We start from the raw sequence: 22,452 nt of genomic DNA on the forward strand, positions 1-22,452 counted from the left end.
CTTCGTCCCATGGGCGATTCCATTGGTACCGACACCATCCCCCCGGAAAGGTCTTCCGCCATGCCGCACCCCTCGCCGCGCGTCCTGATCTGGAACGAGTTCCGCCAAGAACGCCGGGAGGAGGCTGTGATGGCTCACTACCCCGAGGGCATTCACGAGGCGCTGGCCGCCCCCCTGCGCGCCGCCGGCCTGACCGTGGAGACCGCTACTCTGGACGAGCCGGAGCATGGTCTGACCGAGGAGCGGCTGAACGCGACCGACACGCTGGTCTGGTGGGGCCACCGCGCCCATGCCGAGGTGTCGGACACGGTGGTGGAGCGGGTGAAGCGACGGGTGACCGAGCAGGGCATGGGCTTGGTGGCGCTCCATTCCAGCCATTTCGCCAAACCCTTCGTCGCCTTGATGGGCACCGGCTGCTACCTGAAGCACCGCGTGGCGGCGGAGAAGGAGCGGCTATGGGTCGTCGACCCCGGCCACCCCGTGGCGGCGGGCATCTCCGATGTCATCGAGCTGGACCGGGAGGAGATGTATGGCGAGCCCTTCGACGTCCCGCCACCGGACGAGCTGGTCTTCCTGAGCTGGTTCCAGGGCGGCGAGGTGTTCCGCAGCGGCTGCGGCTGGCGGCGGGGGATGGGCCGAGTCTTCTACTTCCGGCCCGGCCACGAGACCTACCCGACCTATCACCACCCGCAAATCCAGCGCGTGATCCTGAACGCCGTCCGCTGGGCAGCGCGGCCGGAGGGGCTGGAGGCTCCGGTGCGGGGACGGCGGACGACTCCGCTGGAGCCGATCCCGCCGCGATCATGAAATCGTCAGACCCGCTCCCCGAAGCTCTCGGCGGCGGCGTCGATCACCGCAGGGTGGGTGCGCAGCGTGTTCAGGGCCGCTTCCTGCTGGGAATCATCCAGTTCCAGCGTGACGATGACATCGACGGCGCCGCCGCGCTCCGCGTCGCGTTCCTCGCGTGCGGTCTGGACGACATGGCCGCAGCGGTCGCGCAACCCACCGACGATCTCAGCCTCGACGCCGCGCCCCTTCTCCGCCAAGTAGGCGTAGACGATCTTCATGGCCTTCCACCCTTGTTTTGGCCCGTCATTCCGGCCCGCCGTCACGGCGCGAAGACGACCCGCATGCAGTCGTCAGCCTTCTCCTTGAACATGCGGTAGCCCTGGGGCGCGTCGTCCAACGCCCATTTGTGGGTCAACAGGTAGGCGGGGTCGAGGTCGCCCTTCTCGATGTGCTCGAACAGGCGCTTGACGTAGCGCTGGCCATGCTGCTGGCCCATGCGGAAGGTCAGCGCCTTGTTCATCGCCGCACCCATCGGGAACTTGTCGAGAAGGCCGCCATAGACGCCGACGATGGACAGGGTGCCACCCTTGCGGCAGCACTGGATCATCTGGCGCAGGACGGCGGGCCGGTCGCTCTCCAGCCGCAGGGCCTGCTTGCCGCGGTCGTAGAGATCCTCGATGGCCGAGGCGCCGCTGTCCGCCTCCATCCCCACCGCGTCGATGCAGACGTCCGGCCCGCGCCCGCCGGTCATCGCCAGCAGGGCGTCGTAAATGTCGACGCGGCTGTAATCCAGCGTCTCCGCCCCCGCCTTCATCTGGGCGGCGCGCAGCCGGTCGGGGACGCGGTCGATGCCGATCACCCGCTCCGCCCCCATCAGGAAAGCGCTCTTCATCGCCATCTGGCCAACGCCGCCGCAGCCCCAGACGGCCACCACGTCGCCCGGCTTGATGTTGCCCATGTCGGCGGCCATGTAGCCGGTCGGCACGGCGTCGGAGACGAAGACCGCCTGTTCGTCCGTCACCCCTTCCGGCACGCGGAAGCAGTTGGTGTCGGCGAAGGGGACGCGGATGTATTCGGCGTGGCTTCCGGCGTAGCCGCCGAAGGCGTGGCTGTAGCCGAAGATGCCGGCGGTGCAGTGCCCATAGGCTGCCTCCTCGAAGGCCGGCTGGGGATTGGAGTTGTCGCAGAGCGAGAACTCCTCGTGCTCGCAGTGCCAGCATTTGCCGCAACCGATGATCGACACGGTGATCACCCGGTCGCCGCGGTTCAGCCGCGTCACCTCCGGCCCCTTCTCGACCACCTCGCCCAAAAATTCATGGCCGATGATGTCGCCGGCCCGCATGGTGGGAACGTAGCCGCCGATCAGATGCAGGTCCGACCCGCAGACCGAGGACAGGCTGACCTTGATGATCGCGTCCTGCGGACCGAGGATCGTGGGGTCCGGCACCCGCTCCACCCGCAGGTCGTTCACGCCGTTCCAGCAGAGCGCCCTCATCCCGTCACCTCCCGCAATCGCGTGTCGGCCCCGCCTCGCTCGGCCCGCCCGCTCGGCTGGCCCTCGATGGTGGGAAGCTCGCCGACCTCCATGATCCGCTTCAGGCGGCGCAGCGCCTCGCGCGCCTGTTGCTCCGGCGCGGCCCCGAACAGGCGCGACACGGCGTTGCCGCCGGTGCCTCCCGGCGGGTGGTAGGCCAGCGTCAGGCTGACCTCCGTCCCGCGCCCGCCCGGCGCCGGACGGAACAGGACGGTGCCGCGGTGCGGCAGGTCGGCCCCCTCCAGCGTGTGCCAAGTGATGAGTTCGTTTTCCCGAATCTTGTCGAGCCGGCTGTTCCAGACCACCGGAACGCCGCCGGGGCCATGGGCCTTCCAGCGGCTTTCCGTGTCGGACAGGATCTCCACGGCGTCGAGGTGGGGGAACAGCGCCGCCAGATGGCGGACGTTGCGCCAGTGGCGGAACAGCTTCTCGGCCGGGACCGCGATGGTGACGTTCGCCTGGGTGGTCGTCGGCTCCCGGCGCAGCGCCGGCAGCGCGGCCTGCCGCAGCGGGCTGGACAGCGGAACCCCCGCCGCCCCGGCGAGGAACAGCCCGCCGCCGAGCGCGCCCAGCGCCCAGCTTCCCCGCCGCGCCCCGGCGAAACCCAGCGCCGTGCCGCCGAGGATGGCGGCCCAGCGTTCGAGCGTCCCGGCGGAGCCCTCCGGGCGCCGCCCGCCGTCCCGGCCCCTGGTCATTGCCCGTCCTTCTTCTTCAGCAGGTCCAGCTCGTACAGCCCCTTCATCAGGTCGCGGTGCAGGTCGATGCGCTCCGCGATGTCGGTGTAGTGGGTGGCGTCCGGGGCCCGCCCGGCCTCGTCCAGCGCGCGGTCCCACTGGTTTCCGGCGAAATCACCGCGCCCGACGAACATGACCGCGCGCAGCTCCATCCGTTGTTCGGGGGTCAGGTCCTCCAGCATCCGGTTCAACTGGCTCAGCGCGCCGCTGGCGTCGGAAGACAGGATGCTGAGGGCGTCGAGATCGGTCGGGTTCCGCGAACCGCGTTCGCTGGTCTGTTCCCCGAGGTCGATGTTGCGCATTCCCGCGAGGAAACGCTGACGGTCGGCCACGGCCTCGTACGCGAGGTCGGCGGCCTGCTTCACGGTATCGACCGAAATCTGTTTGAGCATGTGTCGCACTTCTTTTCAGTTGCACGGCTTTTCCCGACGCCAACAGCCGGGCCGGGGGTTCGTCGCGGAAGCGGCGGCGGTCAGCCGTCCCGCTTGCGCTGCTCGTCGGAGGCGCCGCGGGACCCACCGGAGCCCGAACCGCGCTCGCGCCCCTGCCCGCTGGACTGGTTCTGGCCGGGCTTGTTGCCGGCGGCCTTGTCCGGGTCCTCATGGCCGGACTTGGCCGCCTTTCCGGCGCCGCCGGACTGGTGCTTTTCCTGCTCGGTGTCGCGGTTGCTGCGGGACATAGGGTTTCTCCCGGTGTGGTTTGTCGGATCGGCGGCGCCCGGCGCTGCAGGGCTTTGCGCGCGGCCCTGATCGCGGGGTCCGTGTCGCGAACCGCCTCTCGGCACAACCGGAGACGGTGCGGCGAGGTTCCAAAGCAACACTCCAGAGCAACAGAGATGCCCGGTGGCTTGTTAATCCCCGCAAGACCTTGGCAAGCCGGAGAACACCCATGCCGCTCCTGTCGGCGCAGATCGGTGACATCGTGGACGAGGGGTTCGCCCCCGTGCGCCTGGAGACCGACCGCGGCACCGTGGACGCCCGCCTCTACGCCGCACCCGATGGCCACCCAGACGGGCACAAGGCGGCGGGAACGCTGGGCGTCATTTGGCTGGGCGGCGTCGGCGGCGGCTTCGACTCGCCGGCCCATGGACTCTATCCGCGGCTCGCGGAGGATCTCAGGCCGGACGGCATTGCCTCGCTGCGCGTCCGCTACCGCAACCCGCGCGCGCTGGACGAGGCGGTCTACGACGCGCTGTGCGGCCTGACCTTCCTGGGCCGGATGGGCATCCACCATGTCGCCCTGGTCGGCCATTCCTTCGGCGGGGCGGTGGCCATCCAGGCCGCGGCCTCCAACCGCGGCGCGGTCTGCACGGTGGTGACGCTGGCGACCCAGGGGCTGGGGACCGACGCGGTGGCGGACCTCAGCTGCCCGGTGCTGCTGGTCCATGGCGAGGCCGACGAGGTGCTGACGCCGATGTGCTCCATCCACGTCCACCGCATGGCGCGCGAGCCGAAGAAGCTGGTCCTGATGCCCGGCGCCGGCCACTGCCTGGACGAAACCGCCGAGGCCGTCTGCCGCGAGGTGCGCGACTGGCTCAAGGCTCAACTGCTGGCGCGGTAGGGCATATCCTCTCCCCCCACGGCGTCCTCCGGGATTAGGCTGCGGCCACCTCCCCGAAAAGCCCGGAGCCTGCCGATGCTCGGCACCCTGACCCTTCTTCTCTCCTGCCAGCTGGCGGGGGAACTGACCGCCCGCCTGCTGCATCTGCCCGTGCCGGGGCCGGTGCTCGGCATGGTCCTGCTGTTCGTCGGCCTGCTGGTCCGCGGCGGCGTGCCGGAGCCGCTGCAAGAGACGGCGGGCGGCATCCTGCGCCACCTGTCGCTTCTCTTCGTTCCGGCGGGCGTCGGGGTGATGGCGCACCTGAACCGGCTGGAGGCGGAGGCCCTGCCCATCGCCGCCGCCCTGCTGGGCAGCACGCTGATCGGCGTCGCGCTGACCGCCTGGGTGATGAGCGTGCTGAGCCGCCGCGGCCCCGACGCCGAAACCGGCAATGGAGAGGACGCGTCATGAGCCCCGATTTCCACGAGATCTGGGTCTATCTCTCGGCCAGCCCGCTCGCCGGCCTGACCCTGACTTTGGCCGCCTATCAGGCGGGAATGTGGGTGTTCGAGCGGTTCGGCCGGCGGCCCGCGCTGAACCCGGTGATGATCGCGGTGCTGCTGATCGCCGCGACGCTGATGGTGGCGGGGATCGACTACCGCACCTATTTCGACGGCGCCCAGTTCGTGCATTTCCTGCTCGGCCCCGCCACGGTCGCGCTGGCGGTCCCGCTCTACCGCCAGTTCCAGCAGGTCCGCCGCTCCGCCGTGGCGCTGCTGGTCGCCCTGCTGACCGGCTCCGCCGCGTCGGCCTTGAGCGCCGTCGCCATCGCCTGGGCGCTGGGCGCGTCGGAGCGCACCATGCTGTCGCTGGCGCCGAAGTCGGTGACCTCCCCCATCGCCATGGGCGTGTCGGAGCAGATCGGCGGCCTGCCGTCCCTGACCGCGGTCTTCGTGATCCTGACCGGGATCATCGCCGCCTCCTTCGGCACCTGGGTGCTGAACCTCGTCCGGGTGACGGACTGGCGGGCGCGCGGCTTCGGCCTGGGGGTGGCCGCCCACGGCATCGGCACCGCCCGCGCCCTCCAGGTCAACGAGGTGGCGGGGGCCTTCGCCGGCTTGGGCATGGGGCTGAACGGGCTGGTGACGGCGATCCTTCTGCCGGTCCTCTACCGGCTGTTCTTCACGTAAGGTCCTGTCCTGCGACAGAAGATTTCATGGAATCGTGGCTTGACAGAGCAAGCCTGCCTGCGCAGAGTGTGGCCCATGACTCGCATCGACCACACGAACGCCCTTCTGCGACTTATCACCCCGGCGCTTTGAGCGTCCGGGTCGTCTGCGTTCGTCTGCCCTGTTCCCTGGTCGAAGTGTCAGTTTTCCCATGAGCACCTGTTGCACGCGCCCATTCGGCACGCGCCCTTGCAGGGTGAAGCGTGTCTCCCGGCTGGGGCCGGGACTGCGACTTAGGAACGGTCGCTGAGCCGCCCGGCAGCTCGGCGACCGTAGTCCCGCCGGTCCCCACACGACACGAGACAACGCCCCGCAGCGAAACCCGGGGCTCCCAAGGGATCACGAAGCGTCATGAACCACATCGCCACCCCCGCCGCCGCCACCTCTGCCAAGCACGAGAAGTACGTCCCCTTCGCCCCGGTGAAGCTGACCGACCGCCAGTGGCCGAACCGGACCATCGAGAAGGCGCCGGTCTGGTGCTCGGTGGACCTGCGCGACGGCAACCAGGCGCTGATCGAGCCGATGGGTCCGGACCGCAAGCGCGCGATGTTCGACGCGCTGCTGAAGATGGGCTTCAAGGAAATCGAGATCGGTTTCCCCGCCGCCTCGCAGACCGATTTCGACTTCTGCCGCGAGATCATCGAGGGCGGCAAGATCCCCGACGGCGTGACCATCCAGGTCCTGACCCAGGCCCGTGAGGAGCTGATCCGCCGCACCTTCGACGGCATCAAGGGCGCCAAGCGCGCCATCGTCCACCTGTACAACTCGACCTCGGAGCTGCAGCGCCGCGTCGTCTTCGGGCTGGACCGCCAGGGCATCGTCGACATCGCCGTCGCCGGCACCAAGCTGATCAAGCAGCTGGCCGCCGAGCATCCGGAAACCGAGATCGTCCTGCAATATTCGCCGGAGAGCTTCACCGGGACCGAGCTGGAGTTCGCCCTGGAGATCTGCGAGGCGGTGATGGAGACCTGGGGCGCCGACGCCGCCAACAAGGTCATCCTGAACCTGCCGGCGACGGTGGAGATGTCGACCCCGAACATCCACGCCGACCAGATCGAGTGGTTCTGCCGCAACATGAAGAACCGCGACGCGGCGATCATCTCCCTGCACCCGCACAACGACCGCGGCACCGGCGTCGCGGCGGCGGAGCTGGGCATGCTGGCCGGCGCCGACCGCGTGGAAGGCACCCTGTTCGGCAACGGCGAGCGCACCGGCAACGTGGACGTCATCACGCTGGCGCTGAACCTGCTGACCCAGGGCGTCGATCCGGAGCTGCGCATCGACGACATCAACGAGATCGTCCGCGTCGCCGAATACTGCACGCAGCTGCCCGTCCATCCGCGCCACCCCTACGCCGGCGAGCTGGTCTTCACGGCCTTCTCCGGCTCGCACCAGGACGCCATCAACAAGGGGCTGAAGGCGCTGGCCAAGTCCAACCACGGCACCTGGGAGGTTCCGTACCTGCCCATCGACCCGCAGGACCTGGGCCGCAGCTACGAGGCGGTGATCCGCATCAACAGCCAGTCGGGCAAGGGCGGCATCGCCTATGTGCTGGAGAAGGATTACGGCATCCAGATCCCGCGCCGCCTGCAGATCGAGTTCTCCAAGACGGTGCAGCGCATCGCCGACGAGACCGGCAAGGAGCTGGCCCCCGCCGACATCCACAACGCCTTCAAGGCCGAGTATCTGGACATCGACGCCCCGCTGGCCCTGATCGAGCATTCGACCGAGCCGCGCGGCCCGAACTCCGGCGCCCGCGTGCTGAACGTGGTCGTGTCGCGCGATGGCGTGGTCAGCACGCTGAAGGGCTCGGGCAAGGGTCCGATCGACGCCTTCCTGGACGCGCTGCGCCAGGGGGCCGGCATCGACCTGCATGTGGTGGACTACCGCGAGCACGCCGTCGGCGAGGGCGAGGACGCCCAGGCCTGCGCCTATGTCGAGGTGAAGACCAACGACGAGCGCACGCTGTTCGGCGTCGGCATGGACGCGGACATCGTGACCGCCTCGCTGCGCGCCCTGGTCAGCGCCGCGAACCGCGCCTCGCGGTAAGGGATTGGGGAAAAGGAAAAGGGGCGCCCGGCTGGGGCGCCCCTTTTTTGTTGGGTGGATGGGGAGTGTCCGAGACGGGCCCCCACCCTGACCCTCCCCCGCTGCGCAGGGGAGGGAAACTCGGCCCTCCCCTGCGCAGCGGGGGAGGGAGGGGACCCACGAAGTGGGGAGGGTGGGGGCAACCAGAACAGCCCCCTCCCCCATCACCCCTCGATGCGCGAGAAGTCCGCGACCGCGTTCAGCGTCGCCCGGATCTGGCTGAGCAGCCGCAGGCGGTTGGCGCGCAGGTCGGCCTGCTCGGCGTTCACCGTCACCTTGTCGAAGAAGGCGTCCACCGGACCGCGCAGGCGGGCCAGCGCCGCCATGGTGCCGGTGAAGTCCTCCTGCGCCAGCAGCGGCCGGGCCGTCTCGCCGGCAGCGGACAGGGCGCCGTAGAGGTCCTTTTCCTCGGCGAGCGTCAGCAGGGCCGGATCGACCGGCTGGTCGTAGGCCTTGCCGTCCTTCTTCTCCTCGATGCGGACAATGTTGCTGGCGCGCTTGTAGGCGGCGAGCAGGTTCGCCCCCTCCTCCGACCCGACGAAGGTCTGGAGCGCCTTCACGCGGGCCAGCAGCCGGACGAGATCGTCCTCGCCGCCCAGCGCGAACACCGCGTCCACGAGGTCGTGCCGCACGCCCTGGTCGCGCAGCGTGACCTTCAGGCGGTCGGCGAAGAAGGCCATCAGGTCGGTGGCGACGCCATCGGCGGCGGCGAAGCCGCCGACCGTGTAGGCGCCGTGCGCGGCCTTGAACAGCTGCGTCAGGTTCAGCCGCAGCCCGTTCTCCAGGATCAGCCGGATGATGCCCAGCGCGGCGCGGCGCAGCGCGTAGGGGTCCTTGGAGCCCGTGGGCTTCTCGTCGATGGCGAAGAAGCCGACCAGCGTGTCGAGCTTGTCGGCCAGCGCCACGGCGACCGACACCGGAGCCGTCGGGCAGGAATCCGACGGGCCGAGCGGCTTGTAATGCTCGGCGATGGCCTCGGCGACCGCCGGGTTCTCGCCTTCGCCCAGCGCGTAGTAGCGGCCCATGATGCCCTGGACCTCGGGGAACTCGCCGACCACCTCGGTCACGAGGTCCGCCTTGGACAGCAGGGCGGCGCGGGTCGCCGCGTCCGCGTCGGCGCCGATGGCGCGGGCGATCTCGGCGGCCAGCACCTGGACGCGCGTGACCTTCTCCGCCACTGTGCCGAGCTTGGCGTGGAAGGTGATGGCGCCCAGCTTGGACACGCGGTCTTCCAGCTTCGTCTTGCGGTCCTGGTCCCAGAAGAACTTGGCGTCGGACAGGCGGGCGCGCAGGACGCGCTCGTTGCCGGCGACGATGGCCTTGCCGCCGTCCGCCGTCACCGTGTTGGCGACCACGACGAAGCGCGGCGCCATCGTCCCGGCCTTGTCCAGCAGCGCGAAATACTTCTGGTGCGTGCGCATGGAGGTGATGAGGACCTCCGACGGCACATCCATGAACTTTTCGTCGATGGTGCCGACCAGAGCGACCGGCCATTCGACGAGGCCGGCAACCTCCTCCAGCAGCCCGTCGTCGGGGGAGAGGGTCAGCCCCTCCTGCGCGGCGAGCGCCTCGGCGTCGGCCTTGATCTTGGCCTTGCGCTCCGCGCGGTCGAGCACGACGTGGGCGGCGCGCAGCTTGGCCTTGTAGTCGGCGAAGTCGGTGACCGTGAAGGCGTCCGGCGACAGGAAGCGGTGGCCGCGGGTGCTGTTGCCGAAGGCCAGCTTGCCCTGCGCGCCGCCCAGGTCGAACGAGCCCTCCAGCACCGCGCCGCCGAACAGCGCGATGATCGAGTGCAGCGGGCGCACCCAGCGCACCGTGCCGGTGCCCCAGCGCATCGACTTCGGCCAGGGGAAGTCGCCCATGACCGCCGGGATGATCTCGGCCAGCACCTCCGCGGTGGCGCGGCCCTTCTTCTCCGCCACGGCGAAGTAGAAGACGCCTTTTCCGGTGTCGCGCTGCTCGCACTGGTCGAGGCTGGTCAGGCCGGCGGACTTCAGGAAGCCGGCGACCGCCTGCTCGGGCGAGCCGACGCGCGGCCCCTTCTTCTCCTCGCGGACGTCGGCGGTGCGCTCGGGCAGGCCGTCGATCACCAGCGCGAGGCGGCGGGGGGTGGAATGGGCCTCGGCCGTGTCGAAGCTCAAGCCGTTGGCGGCCAGCTTCTCGGTGACGAGGCGCTTGAGGTCGTCCGCCGCCCGCGCCTGCATGCGGGCCGGGATTTCCTCGGAGAAGAATTCGATTAGAAGTTCGGGCATGATCTTACTTGGCCCCCCCGGCGATCCACGCCTCGCAGCAGGCTTTCGCCAGCGCGCGCACGCGGCCGATGTAGGCCGCGCGCTCCACGACGCTGATGACGCCGCGCGCGTCCAGCAGGTTGAAGAGGTGCGACGCCTTGATGCACTGGTCGTAGGCCGGCAGCGCGACGCCCTTGGCGATCAGCGACTGGCACTCCGCCTCGGCGTCCTTGAAATGCTGGAGCAGCATGTCGGTGTTGGCGTGCTCGAAGTTGTGGGCCGAATACTCGACCTCGGCGCGCTTGAACACGTCGCCGTATTTGACGCCCTGCCCGTTGAAGTCCAGGTCGTAGACGTTCTCCACGCCCTGCACATACATCGCCAGACGCTCCAGCCCGTAGGTCAGCTCGACCGCGACCGGGTCGCACTCGATGCCGCCGACCTGCTGGAAGTAGGTGTACTGGGTGACCTCCATGCCGTCGCACCAGACCTCCCAGCCGAGGCCCCAGGCGCCCAGCGTCGGGCTCTCCCAGTCGTCCTCGACGAATCGGATGTCGTGCAGCGACGGGTCGATGCCCAGCACCTTCAGGCTTTCCAGATACAGCTCCTGCGGGTTGGCCGGCGAGGGCTTCAGGATCACCTGATACTGGTAGTAGTGCTGGAGCCGGTTCGGGTTCTCGCCGTAGCGGCCATCCTTCGGGCGGCGCGAGGGCTGCACATAGGCCGCCTTCCACGGCTGCGGGCCAAGCGCGCGCAGCGTCGTCGCCGGGTGGAAGGTGCCCGCACCCACCTCCATGTCGTAGGGCTGGAGGATCACGCAGCCCTGCTCCGACCAAAACTGGTGGAGCTTGAGGATCAGGGCCTGAAAGGACAGGCCGCGGCTGTCTTGGGAAGACCCGCTCGGGGAGGCCATCGGCGGTCACTTATGATTGGTGTGGAAAAACGCGCCGCACGATACGCGGCGGTATTCCCGGAATCAAGCGCCCGCCAAGGGTTGCAGGTTCAGCGCCCGTAAGGGCAGACCGGCCGGCCGCAGGCCACGGCGGAGCGCGGGGCGACGTAGGCGCCGCATTCCGGGCACTTCTCCATGTCCTCCGCGGTCACCCGGGGCGAGTTCCCGCCGCCAGTGGAGGTGGGCTTTCCGGAGCCGCGACGTTCCCGCTCGCGCAGGCGCTCCCGCCCGACCGCGCCGACGCGGTTGTACCAGCGCCAGCCGAACCACACGGCGCCGATCACCAGGACCAGGAACAGGATCTTGGAGAGACTGAACATGGGAGGAGGATTAGGGGGTGCGGTGCCGCCCGGTCAAGAGCCGCCTTCACCCCGAACGCACCTCGAACGGTTGAACCGTCGAAAATGGATCGAACATCGAAAGAAGCGCCCGTCCAGCGCAAAGAATCCTTGTCGTCCGCAGCGGAAGCGGCACCTAATGGGTGAAAACCGTGCGCAGAGGAGACGCAACGTCATGAACGCCAGCGCCTATCCGGTCATCGTCCGCCCCCTGCCCCCGGAACAGGGTGTCGGCTATGTGGCCGAGGTGCCCGACCTGCCGGGCTGCACCGCGGGCGGCGCCACCCCCGCCGACGCCAGCACGGCGGCGCTCGACGCCATCGCCGCCTGGATCGAGAACGCCCGCCGCACCGGCGAGCCGGTCCCGCCCCCGTCGGAGCGCCTGCGCGAAGTCACCCAGTGAGAGTCCGGAATTTTTTCAACGGGGCATAAGCCCTCGCACTTGGCCCCCTCCCTAACCCTCCCCCGCTATCGCAGGGGAGGGAACTCCGCTGCACGACCCTCAATCCCCTCCCCTGCGCAGCGGGGGAGGGTTAGGGAGGGGGCCCGATACGACCACCCGCCGAAAACTCAGAGGCCGTAGCGCGACCAGAGCGCGCGCTCCTCGACGGCGGACAGAGCCGCCGCGGGGAGGTCCGCCGCAAGACGGTCCAGCGCGGCCGTGCCCACCGGCGCATCCACGCGGAAGCCCATGCGGCGGAACCAGCGCCGGTCCTCCTGCACCACGCGCAGACGGACCTTTTCGCCGAAGCGGCCGCGCAGCACGCTGCGCAGGTCGCCGATGCCGTCGATCAGCCCCAGTTCCAGAGCGCGCCGCCCCGCCCAGAAGGCACCGGAGAACAGTTCCTCCTCCGCCCCGGACAGGCGGGCGCCGCGGCGGTCGCGCACCATCGCCTTGAAGGCGTCGTGGATCTCCGCCTGAATCGCCTTCAGATGGGCCACGCCGTCCTCCCGCTCCGGCGAGAAGGGGTCGAGAATCACCTTCTTGTCGCCCGCGGTGTAGAGCCGCCGCTCGATGCCGTAGCGCTCTATGAACTCGTGCGCGCCGAAGCCGGCGGACACCACGCCGATGGACCCCAGGATGCTGCTCTCGTCCGCCCAGATCTCGTCCGCGGCGCAGGCCAGCCAATAGCCGCCGGACGCCGCCGCGTCCTCGCAGAAGGCGAAGACGGGCACCTTCTTCTCGGTGGCGAGGTCGCGGATGCGCTTGGCGATCAGCGCCGACTGCACCGGCGAGCCGCCCGGCGAGTTGACGACCAGCGCCACCGCCGCCTGACCCTTCGGCGCAAAGGCGCGTTCGATCAGCCCGGCCATGTTGGCCATGGTCAGGCCCTGGCGGAAGGCTCCGGCCTGACCGATGACACCGGACAGGCGGAGAACGGACACGATCGGCCCGGCGTCGCGCCAGGGGCCGAACGGGAGTTTGGCGAGCAGCTTCGTCATGTTCATCGCCGGTTGAAATGGTGGCGCTGACGCCGGATTGAAAGCGTTGGCTTAAGCGATCAGCGGTTCCATGTCGCGCAGAATCCGCTGCGCCTGCCCGCCATAGGCACCATCGGGGCCATGCAGCACCAGCCCGGCGGTGAATCGCGCCGGCGAGCGCCCCCCCTTCTGCACCGCCAGCAGGATGCGCCGCGCCTCCTCCCCCGCCTTCGGCCAGAGCGGGACGAGCGTCAGGGAGCCGAATCGGGCGCCGTGCAGGGCGGCCAGGATCTCGTCCACCCGGTCGGCCCGATGGACCATGGTCAGCGTGCCGCGCGGCTTCAGCAGGACGGCGGCGAAGCGCACCCAGTCGGTCAGCCCCGCCTCCCCCTCCACGTTCGCCGCGGCCTTCCAGGGGTCGGGCGGCACGCTGGCCGCCCCGGCGCGCAGATAGGGCGGATTCATCATCACCCGGTCGAAGGTGCCGGGAACCAGCTCCGGCGGCGGGGCCAGCAGATCGCCCTCAAGGACGCCCACCCGGCTTTCCAGCCCGTTGAGGGCGGCGTTGCGCCGGGCGAACGCCGCCGCCTCCGCCCGCTTCTCCAGCCCGACGACCACGACACCCGGCACGCGGGCGGCGAGGCACAGCGCCGCCGCCCCGGTGCCGGTGCCGACGTCCAGCACCCGCTCCCCCGCCCCGGCGGCGGTGACGGCGGCGAGCAGCACCGGGTCGATGGCGGCGCGGTAGCCGGCCTGCGGCTGGTGCAGGCGGACGCGCCCGTCGAGAAGCGTGTCGAACGCCGCGTCGCTCTCCATCGTCACGCCCCCAGCTCCTCCCCGGCGTCGCGCAGCAGGCGGCAGGCGGCCGCATGATCCTCCTCCGCCACCATCAGGCGGCGCGGGATCGCGCCGATGGAACCCTCCAGGATGCTGGTGTGGGTGTCCAGCACGATCCCCTCGATTCCCGCGTCGGTCAGCAGGGCGAGAAGCCAGCTCAGACGGACCGGATCGGTGGTGCGCAGCAGTTCCTTCATGAAATCCCGGCTGTTCTGTGCCCTTATTCGCCTTGCGGACTTGACCGAAGAGGCTATGCCGTTATGCTCCCTGCCGGAATTCGTCACGTCAATCATCATTGGAGTCGACCTTGGCGGTCGTGACCAACCTCGAGCCGAAACGGCGGAAGTCCACCCCGCTCGACGATCTGACCGCCCTGGTGGCCGATGACCTGAGCGCGGTGAACGAGATCATCGTCCAGCGGATGCATTCGTCCGTCGATATGATCCCGCAGCTTGCCGGCTATCTCATCGCCGCCGGCGGCAAGCGCCTGCGCCCCGTTCTCACCCTCGCCGCCGCCGAGTTGTGCGGCTACAAGGGCGAGGATCACAAGATGCTGGCCGCGGTGGTGGAGTTCATCCACACCGCCACCCTGCTGCACGACGACGTGGTGGACGAGAGCGACCTGCGCCGCGGGCTGGCTTCGGCCAACGCGGTGTTCGGCAACAAGGCCAGCGTGCTGGTCGGCGACTTCCTGTTCTCCCGCAGCTTCGAGCTGATGGTGGAGGTCGGGTCGCTGGACGTGCTGCGCATCCTGTCCAAGGCGTCCGCGGTGATCGCCGAGGGCGAGGTGCTGCAGTTGCGCACCACCAACGACACCGAGACCAGCGAGCAGGCCTATCTGGAGGTCATCAAGGCCAAGACGGCGGAGCTGTTCGCCGCCGCCTGCCGCGTCGGCGCCGTGGTGGCCGCCCGCCCGCAGGCGGAGGAGCTGGCCCTCTACGACTACGGCATGAACCTGGGCATCGCCTTCCAGCTCGTCGACGACGTGCTGGACTATTCGGCCAAGCAGGCGAAGCTGGGCAAGACGGTCGGCGACGACTTCCGCGAGGGCAAGATCACCCTACCGGTCGTGCTGGCCTTCCGCCGCGGCAACGACGAGGAGCGGGCCTTCTGGCGTCGCACCATGGAGGAGCTGGACCAGCAGGAGGGTGACCTGGAGCGCGCCCAGGAGCTGATGGCCAAGCACAACGCGCTGAAGGACACCGTGGAGCGCGCGCGCCACTACGGTTCCATCGCGCGCGACGCGCTGGGCCTGTTCCCGGACACGCCGGTGAAGGCCGCCCTGCTGGAGGTGCTGGATTTCGTGATCGAGCGCGATTTCTAAGCTTCGGGAACTTTTTCGCCGCCGGGGGTGATTTTCACGTTGCAGCCCCCGGATCGAGCGGCTATATACGCGGCCCACGGTGACGCTGGCGACGGCGCCACCGACGGACCGGAGAGTAGCTCAGCCTGGTAGAGCACTGCTTTCGGGAGGCAGGGGCCGGAGGTTCGAATCCTCTCTCTCCGACCAACACGAAAAGGGCCGATGCTGCAACGCATCGGCCCTTTCGCTTTTCCGGCCCGGCCAACCAGCCGTTGCAGCGGCCTCCGCACCGGCTTTCGCGGCCCCGGCAAAAAAACATTCCGCAAATGCCGCTTATTCCCATTGCAGCCCGCAGGCAATGGGTCTATACACCCGCTCCACGGCGACGCTGGCAACGGCGGCACCGACTGGACCGGAGAGTAGCTCAGCCTGGTAGAGCACTGCTTTCGGGAGGCAGGGGCCGGAGGTTCGAATCCTCTCTCTCCGACCAATACGAAAAGGGCCGATGCGGCAACGCATCGGCCCTTTCGCTTTTCCGCTCCGCCGCTGCGGCACAGGCCGCGCTCCCGCCTGTTGTCCCTTTGGAAGCGACACAAGACGGGGAGCGGACCCATGGAACAGGCGATCGGACAGGAACCCCAGGCGGCGGGCGGCCCGGTGGGGACGGAGATCGACCCCAAGGCCATTGTGGTGTCCCGCGCGGTGCGCGACCTGCTCCAGCCCCACGGCTTCCGCCCCCGCGACATCGGAGGCGGCGTGGGCGGCGGCATGGCCTGGAACCGGCGCGGCGGCGACGACACCCACGAAATGATCACCTGCAACGGACGGTTGTCCGGCGACCCCGACCGGGCGGAATGGACCGCCGGGCGCTACGGCAACCGCGGCGGCTTCGTGGAGGTCACCGGCCTGACGCTGCGCGGCGCGCTGGACGCCGTGGCCGTCCTGCCCCGGCCGGTGCGGGTGGACGGCTCGCTGGCCGAGGGCATCTACCCGTCGCTGGAGGACGCCCTCGACGACATCGCGTGACGGCTATTTCAGGGCCTCGTCGATCTCCACCTGATAGCCTTTGGCGAGGCGGTTGGTCTCGTTGGCCATGCCGATGACGGCCATCAGCTCGCCGAATTGGGCGTCGGTCATGCCGGCGCGGCGTGCCGCCGCCTCGTGCGAGCGGATGCAATAGTCGCAGCCGTTGGTCACGCTGACCGCGACGAAGATCATCTCCTTCACCAACGGGTCCAGCGCGCCTGGGGCCATCACCTCCTTCAGGCTCTCCCAGGTGCGCTTCAGCGTGGGCGGGTGGTGGGCGGCCATCTTCCAGAAATTGTTGACGTCCGGCACGCTGCGGGCCGTCTTGATGTCGTCGTAGACGGCGCGCACGTCGGGAGTGGCGTCGGCGTGCTCGATGGGTTTCAGGGGCATGATGGTGCTCTCCGCGGCAGGTTGAACGGTCATGAGGAAGTCCGCTGCTCCGGCATTGTCTCCGGTTCCGCCCTGCGGAGCCATGGGGAGGCCATACCCCCATGGCGTCCTCCGCTGAAAGTCATAGGGCCGCCGGAAAGTCGAGGTTGCTCCGGCTGCCACGGACCGGCATAGCTTCTGGACCACGGTGGCCCGCGCATGGCGCCCCGCCCCACCGCCACCCGTGATCGCCTTCCCCGCCTCCGACACCGCAGGCCATGCCTCTTCGCTACCTCTCCGCCCTGGCAACCGAATCAGCGAGAATGGTGCGCCTTCTGCGCATCCTGCTGGTGGCCTCCGTCCTGGTCCCCGCCTTGCTGTTCACCGCCATCGCCTGGCGCGACTTTCAAGAGGAGGAAGCGCAGGCGGAGCGCAACATTCGCAAGACCGTGCTGATTCTGCACGAGCACATGCAGAAGGTCTTCGACACGGTCGAGCAGGTCCTGGACCGGCTGGACGAGCGGACCACCGGCATGAGCTGGGACGAGATCGGCCGTTCCGACGATCTGCACGGCTATCTGAGGACGCTGGTCGAGGAGGTTCCACAGATCGGCGTCGTCGGTCTGATCGATCCCAACGGCACGCTGCGCAACGACAACCGCCTGTTCCCGGCCCCGTCGATCAACGTCGGCGACCGGGAGTATTTCCGCATCCAGGCGGCCGGTGACGCCGGCATCCTCGTCAGCGAGGCGATCACGGGACGCGGATCGGGCAAGCGGCAATTCAACGTCACGCGCCGCCGCGCCGCTGCGGGTGGACCCGAAGGGCCGTTCAACGGCGTGCTGCTGACCGCCGTGCTGACCGATTATCTGGTGGATTTCTACCAGCTCGTCGTTTCCGGCCAGCAGGAGTCGATCTCCCTCGTCCGCCGCGACGGCTCGGTCCTGGTCCGCTTCCCCTCGATGGGCGATCGGCAGGCCCGCCATGGCGCGGACAGCAATCTGCTCGGCGTCATGGCGGCCGGGCAGGCCGAGGGTGTGTTCCGCACGCGGGGCCGCATGGACGGCGTGGCGAGGCTCAACGGCTTCATGCACGTGGCACCCTATCCGCTTTACGTCACCTACGGCATTCCGATTTCCGAGATCCGGGCCGGCTGGGCGCGCAACATGCTTCTGTACGCCGCCTTCGCCGTGCCGGCGATGCTGGCTCTGGTCGGCATCACCCTGCTGGCGCTGCGCCGCGCGCAGAGCGAGATGCGGGCGGTCCGCCGCTGGACCGAAGAGGCCCGTGCCCGCGAGTCCCTGGAGAACGCGCTGCGCCAGTCGCAGAAGCTGGAGGCGCTGGGCCAGTTGACCGGAGGAGTCGCCCACGACTTCAACAATCTGCTGACCGCCGCCCTGGCCAACCTGCATCTGATGGAACGGCATCTCCCGGCGGAAGGAACGCGCTATCTGGACGGCACCCTCACCGCGCTGGAGCGCGCCCGGACGCTGACCGGGCAGCTTCTCGCCTTCTCGCGCCAGGAGGCGGTGGACCCCAAGGTGATCGATCTGGGGGACGGCCTGCGCGCCATGGCCAATCTGCTGGAACGCTCGATCCGGGCGGACATCGCGCTGGATTGGGCGCTTCCCAGCGCCCCGCTGCGCGTGGAGGTGGACCCGGTCCAGCTGGAGTTGGCGGTGTTGAATCTCGTCGTCAACGCCCGCGACGCGATGCCGGAGGGCGGGCGCATCCGCATCGCCGTCCGGCAGGAGGAAGCGCCCGACGGCCCGCTCGCCGTTCTGGAGATCACCGACACCGGCGGCGGCATGCCCCCGGAGGTCGCCGCCCGCGCCTTCGAGCCCTTCTTCACCACCAAGCCGCACGGCAAGGGGACGGGTCTGGGCCTGTCGATGGTCTACGGATTCGCCCGGCAGTCGGGCGGCAACGCGACCATCTCCAGCGCGCCGCGCCGCGGCACGGTCGTCCGAATCACCCTGCCGGTGTCCGGCCGGACGCCGGAACCGGAAGCGGCGCCGGACCCGGCGGAGGCGCCGTCGGCCGGCCCGGTGCGCCTGCTGGTGGTCGAGGACAACGCGCTGGTCCTGATGGCCACCGTGGAGGGGCTGACCCAGGAAGGCTTCGAGGTGGTGACCGCCGACCACGGCGCCGCCGCTCTGGAGATCCTGGAGCAGGACGCGGCCTTCGACGTGATCGTGACCGACGTGGTGATGCCCTACGGCGTGTCGGGAATCGATCTGGCGCGCCGGGTCCAGGAGCGCTGGCCCGGCATCCGGGTTCTGCTGATTTCCGGCTACAGCCCCGAATCGCTGACCGGACTCAAGGCCGACGCCGCCGTCCTGCCCAAGCCCTTCACCCCGGACCAGCTCGCCGCCCGCGTCCGCGCCCTGCTGCGCACCGCGAAAGCCGTCTGACGACCGGACGGAAGGGTCAAAGCAGAACGCTGATGAACATCGGCGCCCACAGCACCGCCGACCAGATCAGCCCCAGGAAGATGCCGTGGGTGAGGTCGGTGAAGGTCGGTTCCGACAGGCAATGCATGCGCCAGAACGCTTCGCGGTCGTTCATGCCCTGACGCTGCCCCTGACGCTGCGGGGGGTGGTTCTGAGCGTCCTTCATGACCGTTTCCTTGCTGGGGGCCAAAAGGAAGGAACCGGTGAAGGGCGCCGCGGTTCCGCCGCGCGGCAGGAACATCGATCGGGCAGGATGGGAAACGCCGAAAAGGAAAAGGCCTCCCTGCCCTTTCGGGCGGGAGGCCTTCCGGTCGGATGGGATGAGCCGCTTACTTGGTGCGGATCATCGGGGTGAGCTGGTCGCCCCAGTTGCCCGTCGCGTTGTGATAGCGGGCGGTGCGCATCAGCTCGACCGTCACGCCGGCTTCCACGGCCTTGACGACGGCGTCGTTCAGGCGGTGCAGGCTGTTGGCGAGGACGCGAATGGCGCTCTCCTGCTCGTCCGTGAGGTTCGAACGCTCGTCCGGCGGCGCATCCTGGAAACCCGGCTGATTCGTCATGCGGCTATCCTTCCCTTGTTCTCCGGCCCGGGTCTTGCGGCCCCGGCTCTGCCCTGGTTCACCGGCGCCGTTGCGCCGGCATGGCCGGGTGCTGCGCTGCAAACCCGGCATTCAACGTCTTAACACATCACGCGCCGGTAGCAAGGGCGCGGCAAGACAACCTCGTTCGAAAGAGTCATGCCTCCCGCGGCAGAGTGCCGCTGCCCGGGGATGCCGGATGGGGGAAGGACCCCGTCGCGCTTCAATCGCGCTGCGTTCGACGGACGGCGTTTGATCGGGGCGCGCTCCCGGCCTAGCTTTGCGGTCCAAGGGCAGACGCCGACAGAAAGGCGGTCGCCGACAAAAAACGATCCGCAGCCGATACAACGAAGAAAGACAGGACCATGGCCGACACCGCGACCGCTTCCCGCTCCGTCGCCTTTCTGGGGCTTGGCACGATGGGCTTTCCCATGGCCGGCCATCTGGCCGTCCGGGGCGGCCACCGGGTGACCGTCTTCAACCGCACCGCCGCCAAGGCCGACGCCTGGACCGCCCGCTTCGGCGGCGCCAGCGCCGCCACCCCGGCCGAGGCCGCCCGCGAGGCCGAGGTGGTCTTCCTCTGCGTCGGGGGTGACGACGACGTGCGGGCGGTGGCCGGCGAGGCGATGGGCGCCATGAAGCCCGGCACCATCGTCGCCGACCATTCCACCGTCTCCGCCACCGTCTCGCGCGAGATGGCCGAACTGGCCCGCGCGCGCGGCCTGTTCTTCCTCGACGCGCCGGTGTCCGGCGGGCAGGCCGGGGCGGAGAACGGGGTGCTGACGGTGATGGTGGGCGGCGACGCCGAGGCCTTCGCCCGTGCCCAGCCGCTGATGGCCTGCTACGGTCGCTCCGTCACCCATATGGGTCCGGCGGGCGCCGGCCAGCTGACCAAGATGGTCAACCAGATCTGCATCGCCGGGCTGCTCCAGGGTCTGGCCGAGGGCATGGCCTTCGCCCAGAAGGCCGGGCTGGACGGGCACAAGGTCGTGGACGTGATCGGGAAGGGGGCGGCCCAGTCCTGGCAGATGGACAACCGCGCCAAGACCATGCTGGACGGCAAATTCGACTTCGGCTTCGCCGTGGACTGGATGCGCAAGGACCTGGGCATCGTCCTGGGCGAGGCGCGCGACAACGGCGCCAGCCTGCCCGTCACCGCCCTGGTCGACCAGTTCTACGCCGAGGTGCAGGCGATGGGCGGCAACCGGCTGGACACCTCCAGCCTGATGACGCGGCTGACGCGCTGAACGGAGGGGCAGGGGCGCTCGCTTGAACGCGACGCGCGGGACACGCGGGCAAAAATCGACACCGATTTCACGGATCAAAACCGGATTTCACGGAACTGTTCGGCTTGGTCCGTTTGAGACGCAGCCTGATCGAAGAGTCCGTGAAATCCGTGATCGAATCCGTGAAATCCGTGTCGATCTTGTCAGGCAACTGCGCGGCTTACCTCGTAGAACGAGAGAGCCGCGGCACACCCTCCCTGCCCTCGCCTCAGATGCGGACGACCTTGCCGGGGTTCATCCGATTGTCCGGGTCGAAGGCGCGCTTCAGCTCGCCCATCACGGCGAAGGCGTCGCCGGCCTCCTTCTCCAGGAACTCCATCTTGCCGTAGCCGATGCCATGCTCGCCGGTGCAGGTGCCGCCCATGGCGAGCGCCCGGTCGACCATGCGGTCGTTCAGACGCTTGGCCTCGGCCATCTCCTCCGGCTTGTCGGGATCGATGACGTAGACGAGGTGGAAGTTGCCGTCGCCGACATGGCCGACCAGCGGGGCCAGCATCGAGGATTCGGCGATGTCCTTCTTCGTCTCCAGGATGCAGTCGGCCAGCCGCGAGATCGGCACGCAGACGTCGGTCGGCCAGCCCTTGGAACCGGGGCGCAGCGCCAGCGCCGCGTAATAGCCGTCGTGGCGGGCCTGCCAGAGCTTGGAGCGGTCCTCCGGACGGGTCGCCCAGGTGAATTCGCTGCCGCCGAACTCCGCGGCGATGGCCGCGACCATCTCCGCCTGCTCCTTCACCCCGGCGGCGGTGCCGTGGAACTCGAAGAACAGGGTCGGGGCGACCTTGTAGTCCAGCTTGGAATACTTGTTCACCGCGTCCATCTGGACCTCGTCCAGCAGCTCGATGCGGGCGACGGGAATGCCGGACTGGATGGTCTGGATCACCGTGTCCACGGCGCCGCGGATGTCGTTGAACGGGCAGACCGCCGACGAGATCGCCTCCGGAATGCCGTAGAGGCGCAGCGTCACCTCGGTGATGATGCCGAGCGTGCCTTCCGCTCCGACGAACAGGCGGGTCAGGTCATAGCCGGCGGCGGACTTGCGGGCGCGTCCGCCGGTCCTGATGACCCGGCCGTCGGCCAGCACCACGGTCAGCCCCAGCACGTTCTCGCGCATGGTGCCGTAGCGCACGGCGTTGGTGCCGCTGGCGCGCGTGGAGGCCATGCCGCCGAGCGAGGCGTCGGCGCCGGGATCGATGGGGAAGAACAGGCCGGTGTCGCGCAGATGCTCGTTGAGCTGCTTGCGGGTCACGCCGGCCTGGACGGTGACGTCGAGATCCTCCGGGCTGACGCGAAGAACCTCCTTCATGGTCGAGACGTCGATGCAGACGCCGCCGGCCAGCGCGGCGACGCCGCCCTCCAGCGAGGTGCCGGTGCCGAAGGGGATGATCGGCAGCTTGTGCTTCGCGCAGAGTTTCACGATCGCGCTGACCTCCTCGGTGGAGGTGGCGAAGGCGACGCCGTCGGGCGGAAAGTTGGGGTGGTAGGACTCGTCCTTGCCGTGATGCTCGCGCACCGCCGCGGCGGTGGTGAAACGGTCCCCAAGCAGGGCCTTGAACTCGGCCTTCATCTCGTCGGTGAAGGCGACGCGAGGCTGGGCGGCGGGTACGGCGGTCATGGACGAATCTCCCCGGGGGTTCCTTTTGGCACGATGACGTGCGGTGGTAGGACCGGAGAAGCTAAGCCCCGCCGCCCGCTCTGGCAAGCCGGTCCCCACCCCCGTCGGCGCATGGCTCATGCGGCCGGC

Annotated in this window: 25 protein-coding genes and 2 tRNA genes; 12 read left to right on the plus strand and 15 right to left on the minus strand. The window is 69.1% G+C overall.

Annotation, left to right across the window (positions count from 1 at the left end):
* The first annotated feature begins 60 nt into the window (after nucleotides 1-60).
* Nucleotides 61-807, plus strand: a complete 747-nt coding sequence (locus ACFPMG_RS09410; protein WP_376994896.1) for a ThuA domain-containing protein — start codon at nucleotides 61-63, stop codon at nucleotides 805-807.
* A 5-nt stretch (nucleotides 808-812) separates the two neighbouring features.
* Here ACFPMG_RS09410 and ACFPMG_RS09415 read toward each other — a convergent pair whose 3' ends face one another.
* The 5 genes from ACFPMG_RS09415 to ACFPMG_RS09435 all read right to left on the minus strand — a co-directional run bounded on the left by ACFPMG_RS09415 (nucleotide 813) and on the right by ACFPMG_RS09435 (nucleotide 3,736).
* Nucleotides 813-1,067 carry a hypothetical protein gene (locus ACFPMG_RS09415; RefSeq protein WP_376994897.1) on the minus strand — a complete coding sequence of 85 codons (255 nt, stop codon included), beginning with the start codon at nucleotides 1,065-1,067 and terminating at the stop codon, nucleotides 813-815.
* 41 nt (nucleotides 1,068-1,108) lie between these two features.
* Entirely contained in the window at nucleotides 1,109-2,284 is a 1,176-nt protein-coding gene (locus ACFPMG_RS09420) for a zinc-dependent alcohol dehydrogenase (protein WP_376994898.1), read from the minus strand.
* Entirely contained in the window at nucleotides 2,281-3,018 is a 738-nt protein-coding gene (locus ACFPMG_RS09425; protein ID WP_376994899.1) for an SRPBCC family protein, read from the minus strand. The genes ACFPMG_RS09420 and ACFPMG_RS09425 overlap by 4 nt, the downstream gene beginning before the upstream one ends.
* Nucleotides 3,015-3,449 (minus strand): DUF3775 domain-containing protein, encoded by a 435-nt coding sequence (locus ACFPMG_RS09430; RefSeq protein WP_038526583.1) that lies wholly within the window; start codon nucleotides 3,447-3,449, stop codon nucleotides 3,015-3,017. Before ACFPMG_RS09430 ends, ACFPMG_RS09425 begins: the two co-directional genes overlap by 4 nt.
* Before the next feature lie 80 nt (nucleotides 3,450-3,529).
* Nucleotides 3,530-3,736, minus strand: coding sequence for a hypothetical protein (locus ACFPMG_RS09435; protein WP_038526580.1), 207 nt, complete (start codon nucleotides 3,734-3,736; stop codon nucleotides 3,530-3,532).
* A gap of 209 nt (nucleotides 3,737-3,945) precedes the next feature.
* Here ACFPMG_RS09435 and ACFPMG_RS09440 point away from each other — a divergent pair, with 209 nt between their 5' ends.
* From ACFPMG_RS09440 to leuA, 4 genes are all read left to right on the plus strand, one after another.
* Nucleotides 3,946-4,617 (plus strand): alpha/beta hydrolase, encoded by a 672-nt coding sequence (locus tag ACFPMG_RS09440; RefSeq protein ID WP_376994900.1) that lies wholly within the window; start codon nucleotides 3,946-3,948, stop codon nucleotides 4,615-4,617.
* Between the two features lie 75 nt (nucleotides 4,618-4,692).
* Entirely contained in the window at nucleotides 4,693-5,067 is a 375-nt protein-coding gene (locus ACFPMG_RS09445; RefSeq protein ID WP_376994901.1) for a CidA/LrgA family protein, read from the plus strand.
* A complete protein-coding gene (locus ACFPMG_RS09450) occupies nucleotides 5,064-5,786 on the plus strand; it encodes an LrgB family protein (protein ID WP_038526571.1) in 723 nt (240 codons plus the stop codon). Before ACFPMG_RS09445 ends, ACFPMG_RS09450 begins: the two co-directional genes overlap by 4 nt.
* Nucleotides 5,787-6,176: 390 nt before the next feature.
* Nucleotides 6,177-7,874, plus strand: coding sequence for a 2-isopropylmalate synthase (leuA, locus tag ACFPMG_RS09455; RefSeq protein ID WP_376994902.1), 1,698 nt, complete (start codon nucleotides 6,177-6,179; stop codon nucleotides 7,872-7,874).
* A gap of 203 nt (nucleotides 7,875-8,077) precedes the next feature.
* Here the strand turns inward: leuA and glyS are convergent, their stop codons facing one another.
* The 3 genes from glyS to ACFPMG_RS09470 form a co-directional block, all read right to left on the minus strand.
* The gene (glyS, locus tag ACFPMG_RS09460; RefSeq protein WP_376994903.1) at nucleotides 8,078-10,165 is read right to left on the minus strand and encodes a glycine--tRNA ligase subunit beta; all 2,088 of its coding nucleotides are present in this window, start codon (nucleotides 10,163-10,165) and stop codon (nucleotides 8,078-8,080) included.
* A gap of 4 nt (nucleotides 10,166-10,169) precedes the next feature.
* Nucleotides 10,170-11,057 carry a glycine--tRNA ligase subunit alpha gene (locus tag ACFPMG_RS09465; RefSeq protein ID WP_014241189.1) on the minus strand — a complete coding sequence of 296 codons (888 nt, stop codon included), beginning with the start codon at nucleotides 11,055-11,057 and terminating at the stop codon, nucleotides 10,170-10,172.
* 89 nt (nucleotides 11,058-11,146) lie between these two features.
* The gene (locus ACFPMG_RS09470; RefSeq protein WP_376994904.1) at nucleotides 11,147-11,416 is read right to left on the minus strand and encodes a hypothetical protein; all 270 of its coding nucleotides are present in this window, start codon (nucleotides 11,414-11,416) and stop codon (nucleotides 11,147-11,149) included.
* A gap of 193 nt (nucleotides 11,417-11,609) precedes the next feature.
* On the opposite strand from ACFPMG_RS09470, the gene ACFPMG_RS09475 reads away from it, so the two are divergent.
* A complete protein-coding gene (locus ACFPMG_RS09475) occupies nucleotides 11,610-11,837 on the plus strand; it encodes a type II toxin-antitoxin system HicB family antitoxin (RefSeq protein WP_014241191.1) in 228 nt (75 codons plus the stop codon).
* A gap of 167 nt (nucleotides 11,838-12,004) precedes the next feature.
* Here ACFPMG_RS09475 and ACFPMG_RS09480 read toward each other — a convergent pair whose 3' ends face one another.
* From ACFPMG_RS09480 to ACFPMG_RS09490, 3 genes are read right to left on the minus strand one after another with little or no spacing between them, the layout of a single operon-like run.
* A complete protein-coding gene (locus tag ACFPMG_RS09480; protein ID WP_432706624.1) occupies nucleotides 12,005-12,877 on the minus strand; it encodes a S49 family peptidase in 873 nt (290 codons plus the stop codon).
* 51 nt (nucleotides 12,878-12,928) lie between these two features.
* Nucleotides 12,929-13,672, minus strand: coding sequence for a tRNA1(Val) (adenine(37)-N6)-methyltransferase (locus tag ACFPMG_RS09485; RefSeq protein ID WP_376994999.1), 744 nt, complete (start codon nucleotides 13,670-13,672; stop codon nucleotides 12,929-12,931).
* Nucleotides 13,673-13,674: 2 nt separating this feature from the next.
* Entirely contained in the window at nucleotides 13,675-13,890 is a 216-nt protein-coding gene (locus tag ACFPMG_RS09490; protein WP_014241194.1) for a putative signal transducing protein, read from the minus strand.
* A 110-nt stretch (nucleotides 13,891-14,000) separates the two neighbouring features.
* On the opposite strand from ACFPMG_RS09490, the gene ACFPMG_RS09495 reads away from it, so the two are divergent.
* The 4 genes from ACFPMG_RS09495 (at nucleotide 14,001) to ACFPMG_RS09510 (ending at nucleotide 16,022) form a co-directional block, all read left to right on the plus strand.
* Entirely contained in the window at nucleotides 14,001-15,017 is a 1,017-nt protein-coding gene (locus ACFPMG_RS09495; protein ID WP_014241195.1) for a polyprenyl synthetase family protein, read from the plus strand.
* Between the two features lie 109 nt (nucleotides 15,018-15,126).
* A tRNA-Pro gene (locus tag ACFPMG_RS09500) sits at nucleotides 15,127-15,203 on the plus strand.
* 206 nt (nucleotides 15,204-15,409) lie between these two features.
* Nucleotides 15,410-15,486, plus strand: a tRNA-Pro gene (locus ACFPMG_RS09505).
* Between the two features lie 122 nt (nucleotides 15,487-15,608).
* Entirely contained in the window at nucleotides 15,609-16,022 is a 414-nt protein-coding gene (locus tag ACFPMG_RS09510) for a hypothetical protein (RefSeq protein ID WP_376994905.1), read from the plus strand.
* 3 nt (nucleotides 16,023-16,025) lie between these two features.
* Here the strand turns inward: ACFPMG_RS09510 and ACFPMG_RS09515 are convergent, their stop codons facing one another.
* Nucleotides 16,026-16,415, minus strand: a complete 390-nt coding sequence (locus ACFPMG_RS09515) for a carboxymuconolactone decarboxylase family protein (RefSeq protein WP_376994906.1) — start codon at nucleotides 16,413-16,415, stop codon at nucleotides 16,026-16,028.
* Nucleotides 16,416-16,717: 302 nt separating this feature from the next.
* Between ACFPMG_RS09515 and ACFPMG_RS09520 the strand changes: the two genes are divergently transcribed.
* The gene (locus tag ACFPMG_RS09520; RefSeq protein ID WP_376994907.1) at nucleotides 16,718-18,808 is read left to right on the plus strand and encodes a hybrid sensor histidine kinase/response regulator; all 2,091 of its coding nucleotides are present in this window, start codon (nucleotides 16,718-16,720) and stop codon (nucleotides 18,806-18,808) included.
* 16 nt (nucleotides 18,809-18,824) lie between these two features.
* On the opposite strand, the gene ACFPMG_RS09525 is transcribed toward ACFPMG_RS09520, so the two are convergent.
* The gene (locus ACFPMG_RS09525; RefSeq protein WP_376994908.1) at nucleotides 18,825-19,013 is read right to left on the minus strand and encodes a hypothetical protein; all 189 of its coding nucleotides are present in this window, start codon (nucleotides 19,011-19,013) and stop codon (nucleotides 18,825-18,827) included.
* 163 nt (nucleotides 19,014-19,176) lie between these two features.
* Nucleotides 19,177-19,407: an SMc00767 family acetate metabolism repressor gene (locus ACFPMG_RS09530; RefSeq protein WP_094301980.1), complete on the minus strand. Its 231-nt coding sequence runs from the start codon at nucleotides 19,405-19,407 to the stop codon at nucleotides 19,177-19,179.
* A gap of 383 nt (nucleotides 19,408-19,790) precedes the next feature.
* On the opposite strand from ACFPMG_RS09530, the gene ACFPMG_RS09535 reads away from it, so the two are divergent.
* Nucleotides 19,791-20,672, plus strand: coding sequence for an NAD(P)-dependent oxidoreductase (locus ACFPMG_RS09535; protein ID WP_376994909.1), 882 nt, complete (start codon nucleotides 19,791-19,793; stop codon nucleotides 20,670-20,672).
* 247 nt (nucleotides 20,673-20,919) lie between these two features.
* On the opposite strand, the gene ACFPMG_RS09540 is transcribed toward ACFPMG_RS09535, so the two are convergent.
* Nucleotides 20,920-22,323: an FAD-linked oxidase C-terminal domain-containing protein gene (locus ACFPMG_RS09540; RefSeq protein WP_376994910.1), complete on the minus strand. Its 1,404-nt coding sequence runs from the start codon at nucleotides 22,321-22,323 to the stop codon at nucleotides 20,920-20,922.
* Nucleotides 22,324-22,452 lie beyond the last annotated feature (129 nt).

It is taken from the genome of Azospirillum himalayense (assembly GCF_042657465.1).
Classification (GTDB): domain Bacteria; phylum Pseudomonadota; class Alphaproteobacteria; order Azospirillales; family Azospirillaceae; genus Azospirillum; species Azospirillum himalayense.

Coding starts and splice junctions, on each gene's coding strand:
- ACFPMG_RS09410 (WP_376994896.1), top strand. CDS start 61: ATGCCGCACCCCTCGCCGCGCGTCCTGATCTGGAACGAGTTCCGCCAA.
- ACFPMG_RS09415 (WP_376994897.1), bottom strand. CDS start 1,067: ATGAAGATCGTCTACGCCTACTTGGCGGAGAAGGGGCGCGGCGTCGAG.
- ACFPMG_RS09420 (WP_376994898.1), bottom strand. CDS start 2,284: ATGAGGGCGCTCTGCTGGAACGGCGTGAACGACCTGCGGGTGGAGCGG.
- ACFPMG_RS09425 (WP_376994899.1), bottom strand. CDS start 3,018: ATGACCAGGGGCCGGGACGGCGGGCGGCGCCCGGAGGGCTCCGCCGGG.
- ACFPMG_RS09430 (WP_038526583.1), bottom strand. CDS start 3,449: ATGCTCAAACAGATTTCGGTCGATACCGTGAAGCAGGCCGCCGACCTC.
- ACFPMG_RS09435 (WP_038526580.1), bottom strand. CDS start 3,736: ATGTCCCGCAGCAACCGCGACACCGAGCAGGAAAAGCACCAGTCCGGC.
- ACFPMG_RS09440 (WP_376994900.1), top strand. CDS start 3,946: ATGCCGCTCCTGTCGGCGCAGATCGGTGACATCGTGGACGAGGGGTTC.
- ACFPMG_RS09445 (WP_376994901.1), top strand. CDS start 4,693: ATGCTCGGCACCCTGACCCTTCTTCTCTCCTGCCAGCTGGCGGGGGAA.
- ACFPMG_RS09450 (WP_038526571.1), top strand. CDS start 5,064: ATGAGCCCCGATTTCCACGAGATCTGGGTCTATCTCTCGGCCAGCCCG.
- leuA (WP_376994902.1), top strand. CDS start 6,177: ATGAACCACATCGCCACCCCCGCCGCCGCCACCTCTGCCAAGCACGAG.
- glyS (WP_376994903.1), bottom strand. CDS start 10,165: ATGCCCGAACTTCTAATCGAATTCTTCTCCGAGGAAATCCCGGCCCGC.
- ACFPMG_RS09465 (WP_014241189.1), bottom strand. CDS start 11,057: ATGGCCTCCCCGAGCGGGTCTTCCCAAGACAGCCGCGGCCTGTCCTTT.
- ACFPMG_RS09470 (WP_376994904.1), bottom strand. CDS start 11,416: ATGTTCAGTCTCTCCAAGATCCTGTTCCTGGTCCTGGTGATCGGCGCC.
- ACFPMG_RS09475 (WP_014241191.1), top strand. CDS start 11,610: ATGAACGCCAGCGCCTATCCGGTCATCGTCCGCCCCCTGCCCCCGGAA.
- ACFPMG_RS09480 (WP_432706624.1), bottom strand. CDS start 12,877: ATGACGAAGCTGCTCGCCAAACTCCCGTTCGGCCCCTGGCGCGACGCC.
- ACFPMG_RS09485 (WP_376994999.1), bottom strand. CDS start 13,672: ATGGAGAGCGACGCGGCGTTCGACACGCTTCTCGACGGGCGCGTCCGC.
- ACFPMG_RS09490 (WP_014241194.1), bottom strand. CDS start 13,890: ATGAAGGAACTGCTGCGCACCACCGATCCGGTCCGTCTGAGCTGGCTT.
- ACFPMG_RS09510 (WP_376994905.1), top strand. CDS start 15,609: ATGGAACAGGCGATCGGACAGGAACCCCAGGCGGCGGGCGGCCCGGTG.
- ACFPMG_RS09515 (WP_376994906.1), bottom strand. CDS start 16,415: ATGCCCCTGAAACCCATCGAGCACGCCGACGCCACTCCCGACGTGCGC.
- ACFPMG_RS09520 (WP_376994907.1), top strand. CDS start 16,718: ATGGTGCGCCTTCTGCGCATCCTGCTGGTGGCCTCCGTCCTGGTCCCC.
- ACFPMG_RS09525 (WP_376994908.1), bottom strand. CDS start 19,013: ATGAAGGACGCTCAGAACCACCCCCCGCAGCGTCAGGGGCAGCGTCAG.
- ACFPMG_RS09530 (WP_094301980.1), bottom strand. CDS start 19,407: ATGACGAATCAGCCGGGTTTCCAGGATGCGCCGCCGGACGAGCGTTCG.
- ACFPMG_RS09535 (WP_376994909.1), top strand. CDS start 19,791: ATGGCCGACACCGCGACCGCTTCCCGCTCCGTCGCCTTTCTGGGGCTT.
- ACFPMG_RS09540 (WP_376994910.1), bottom strand. CDS start 22,323: ATGACCGCCGTACCCGCCGCCCAGCCTCGCGTCGCCTTCACCGACGAG.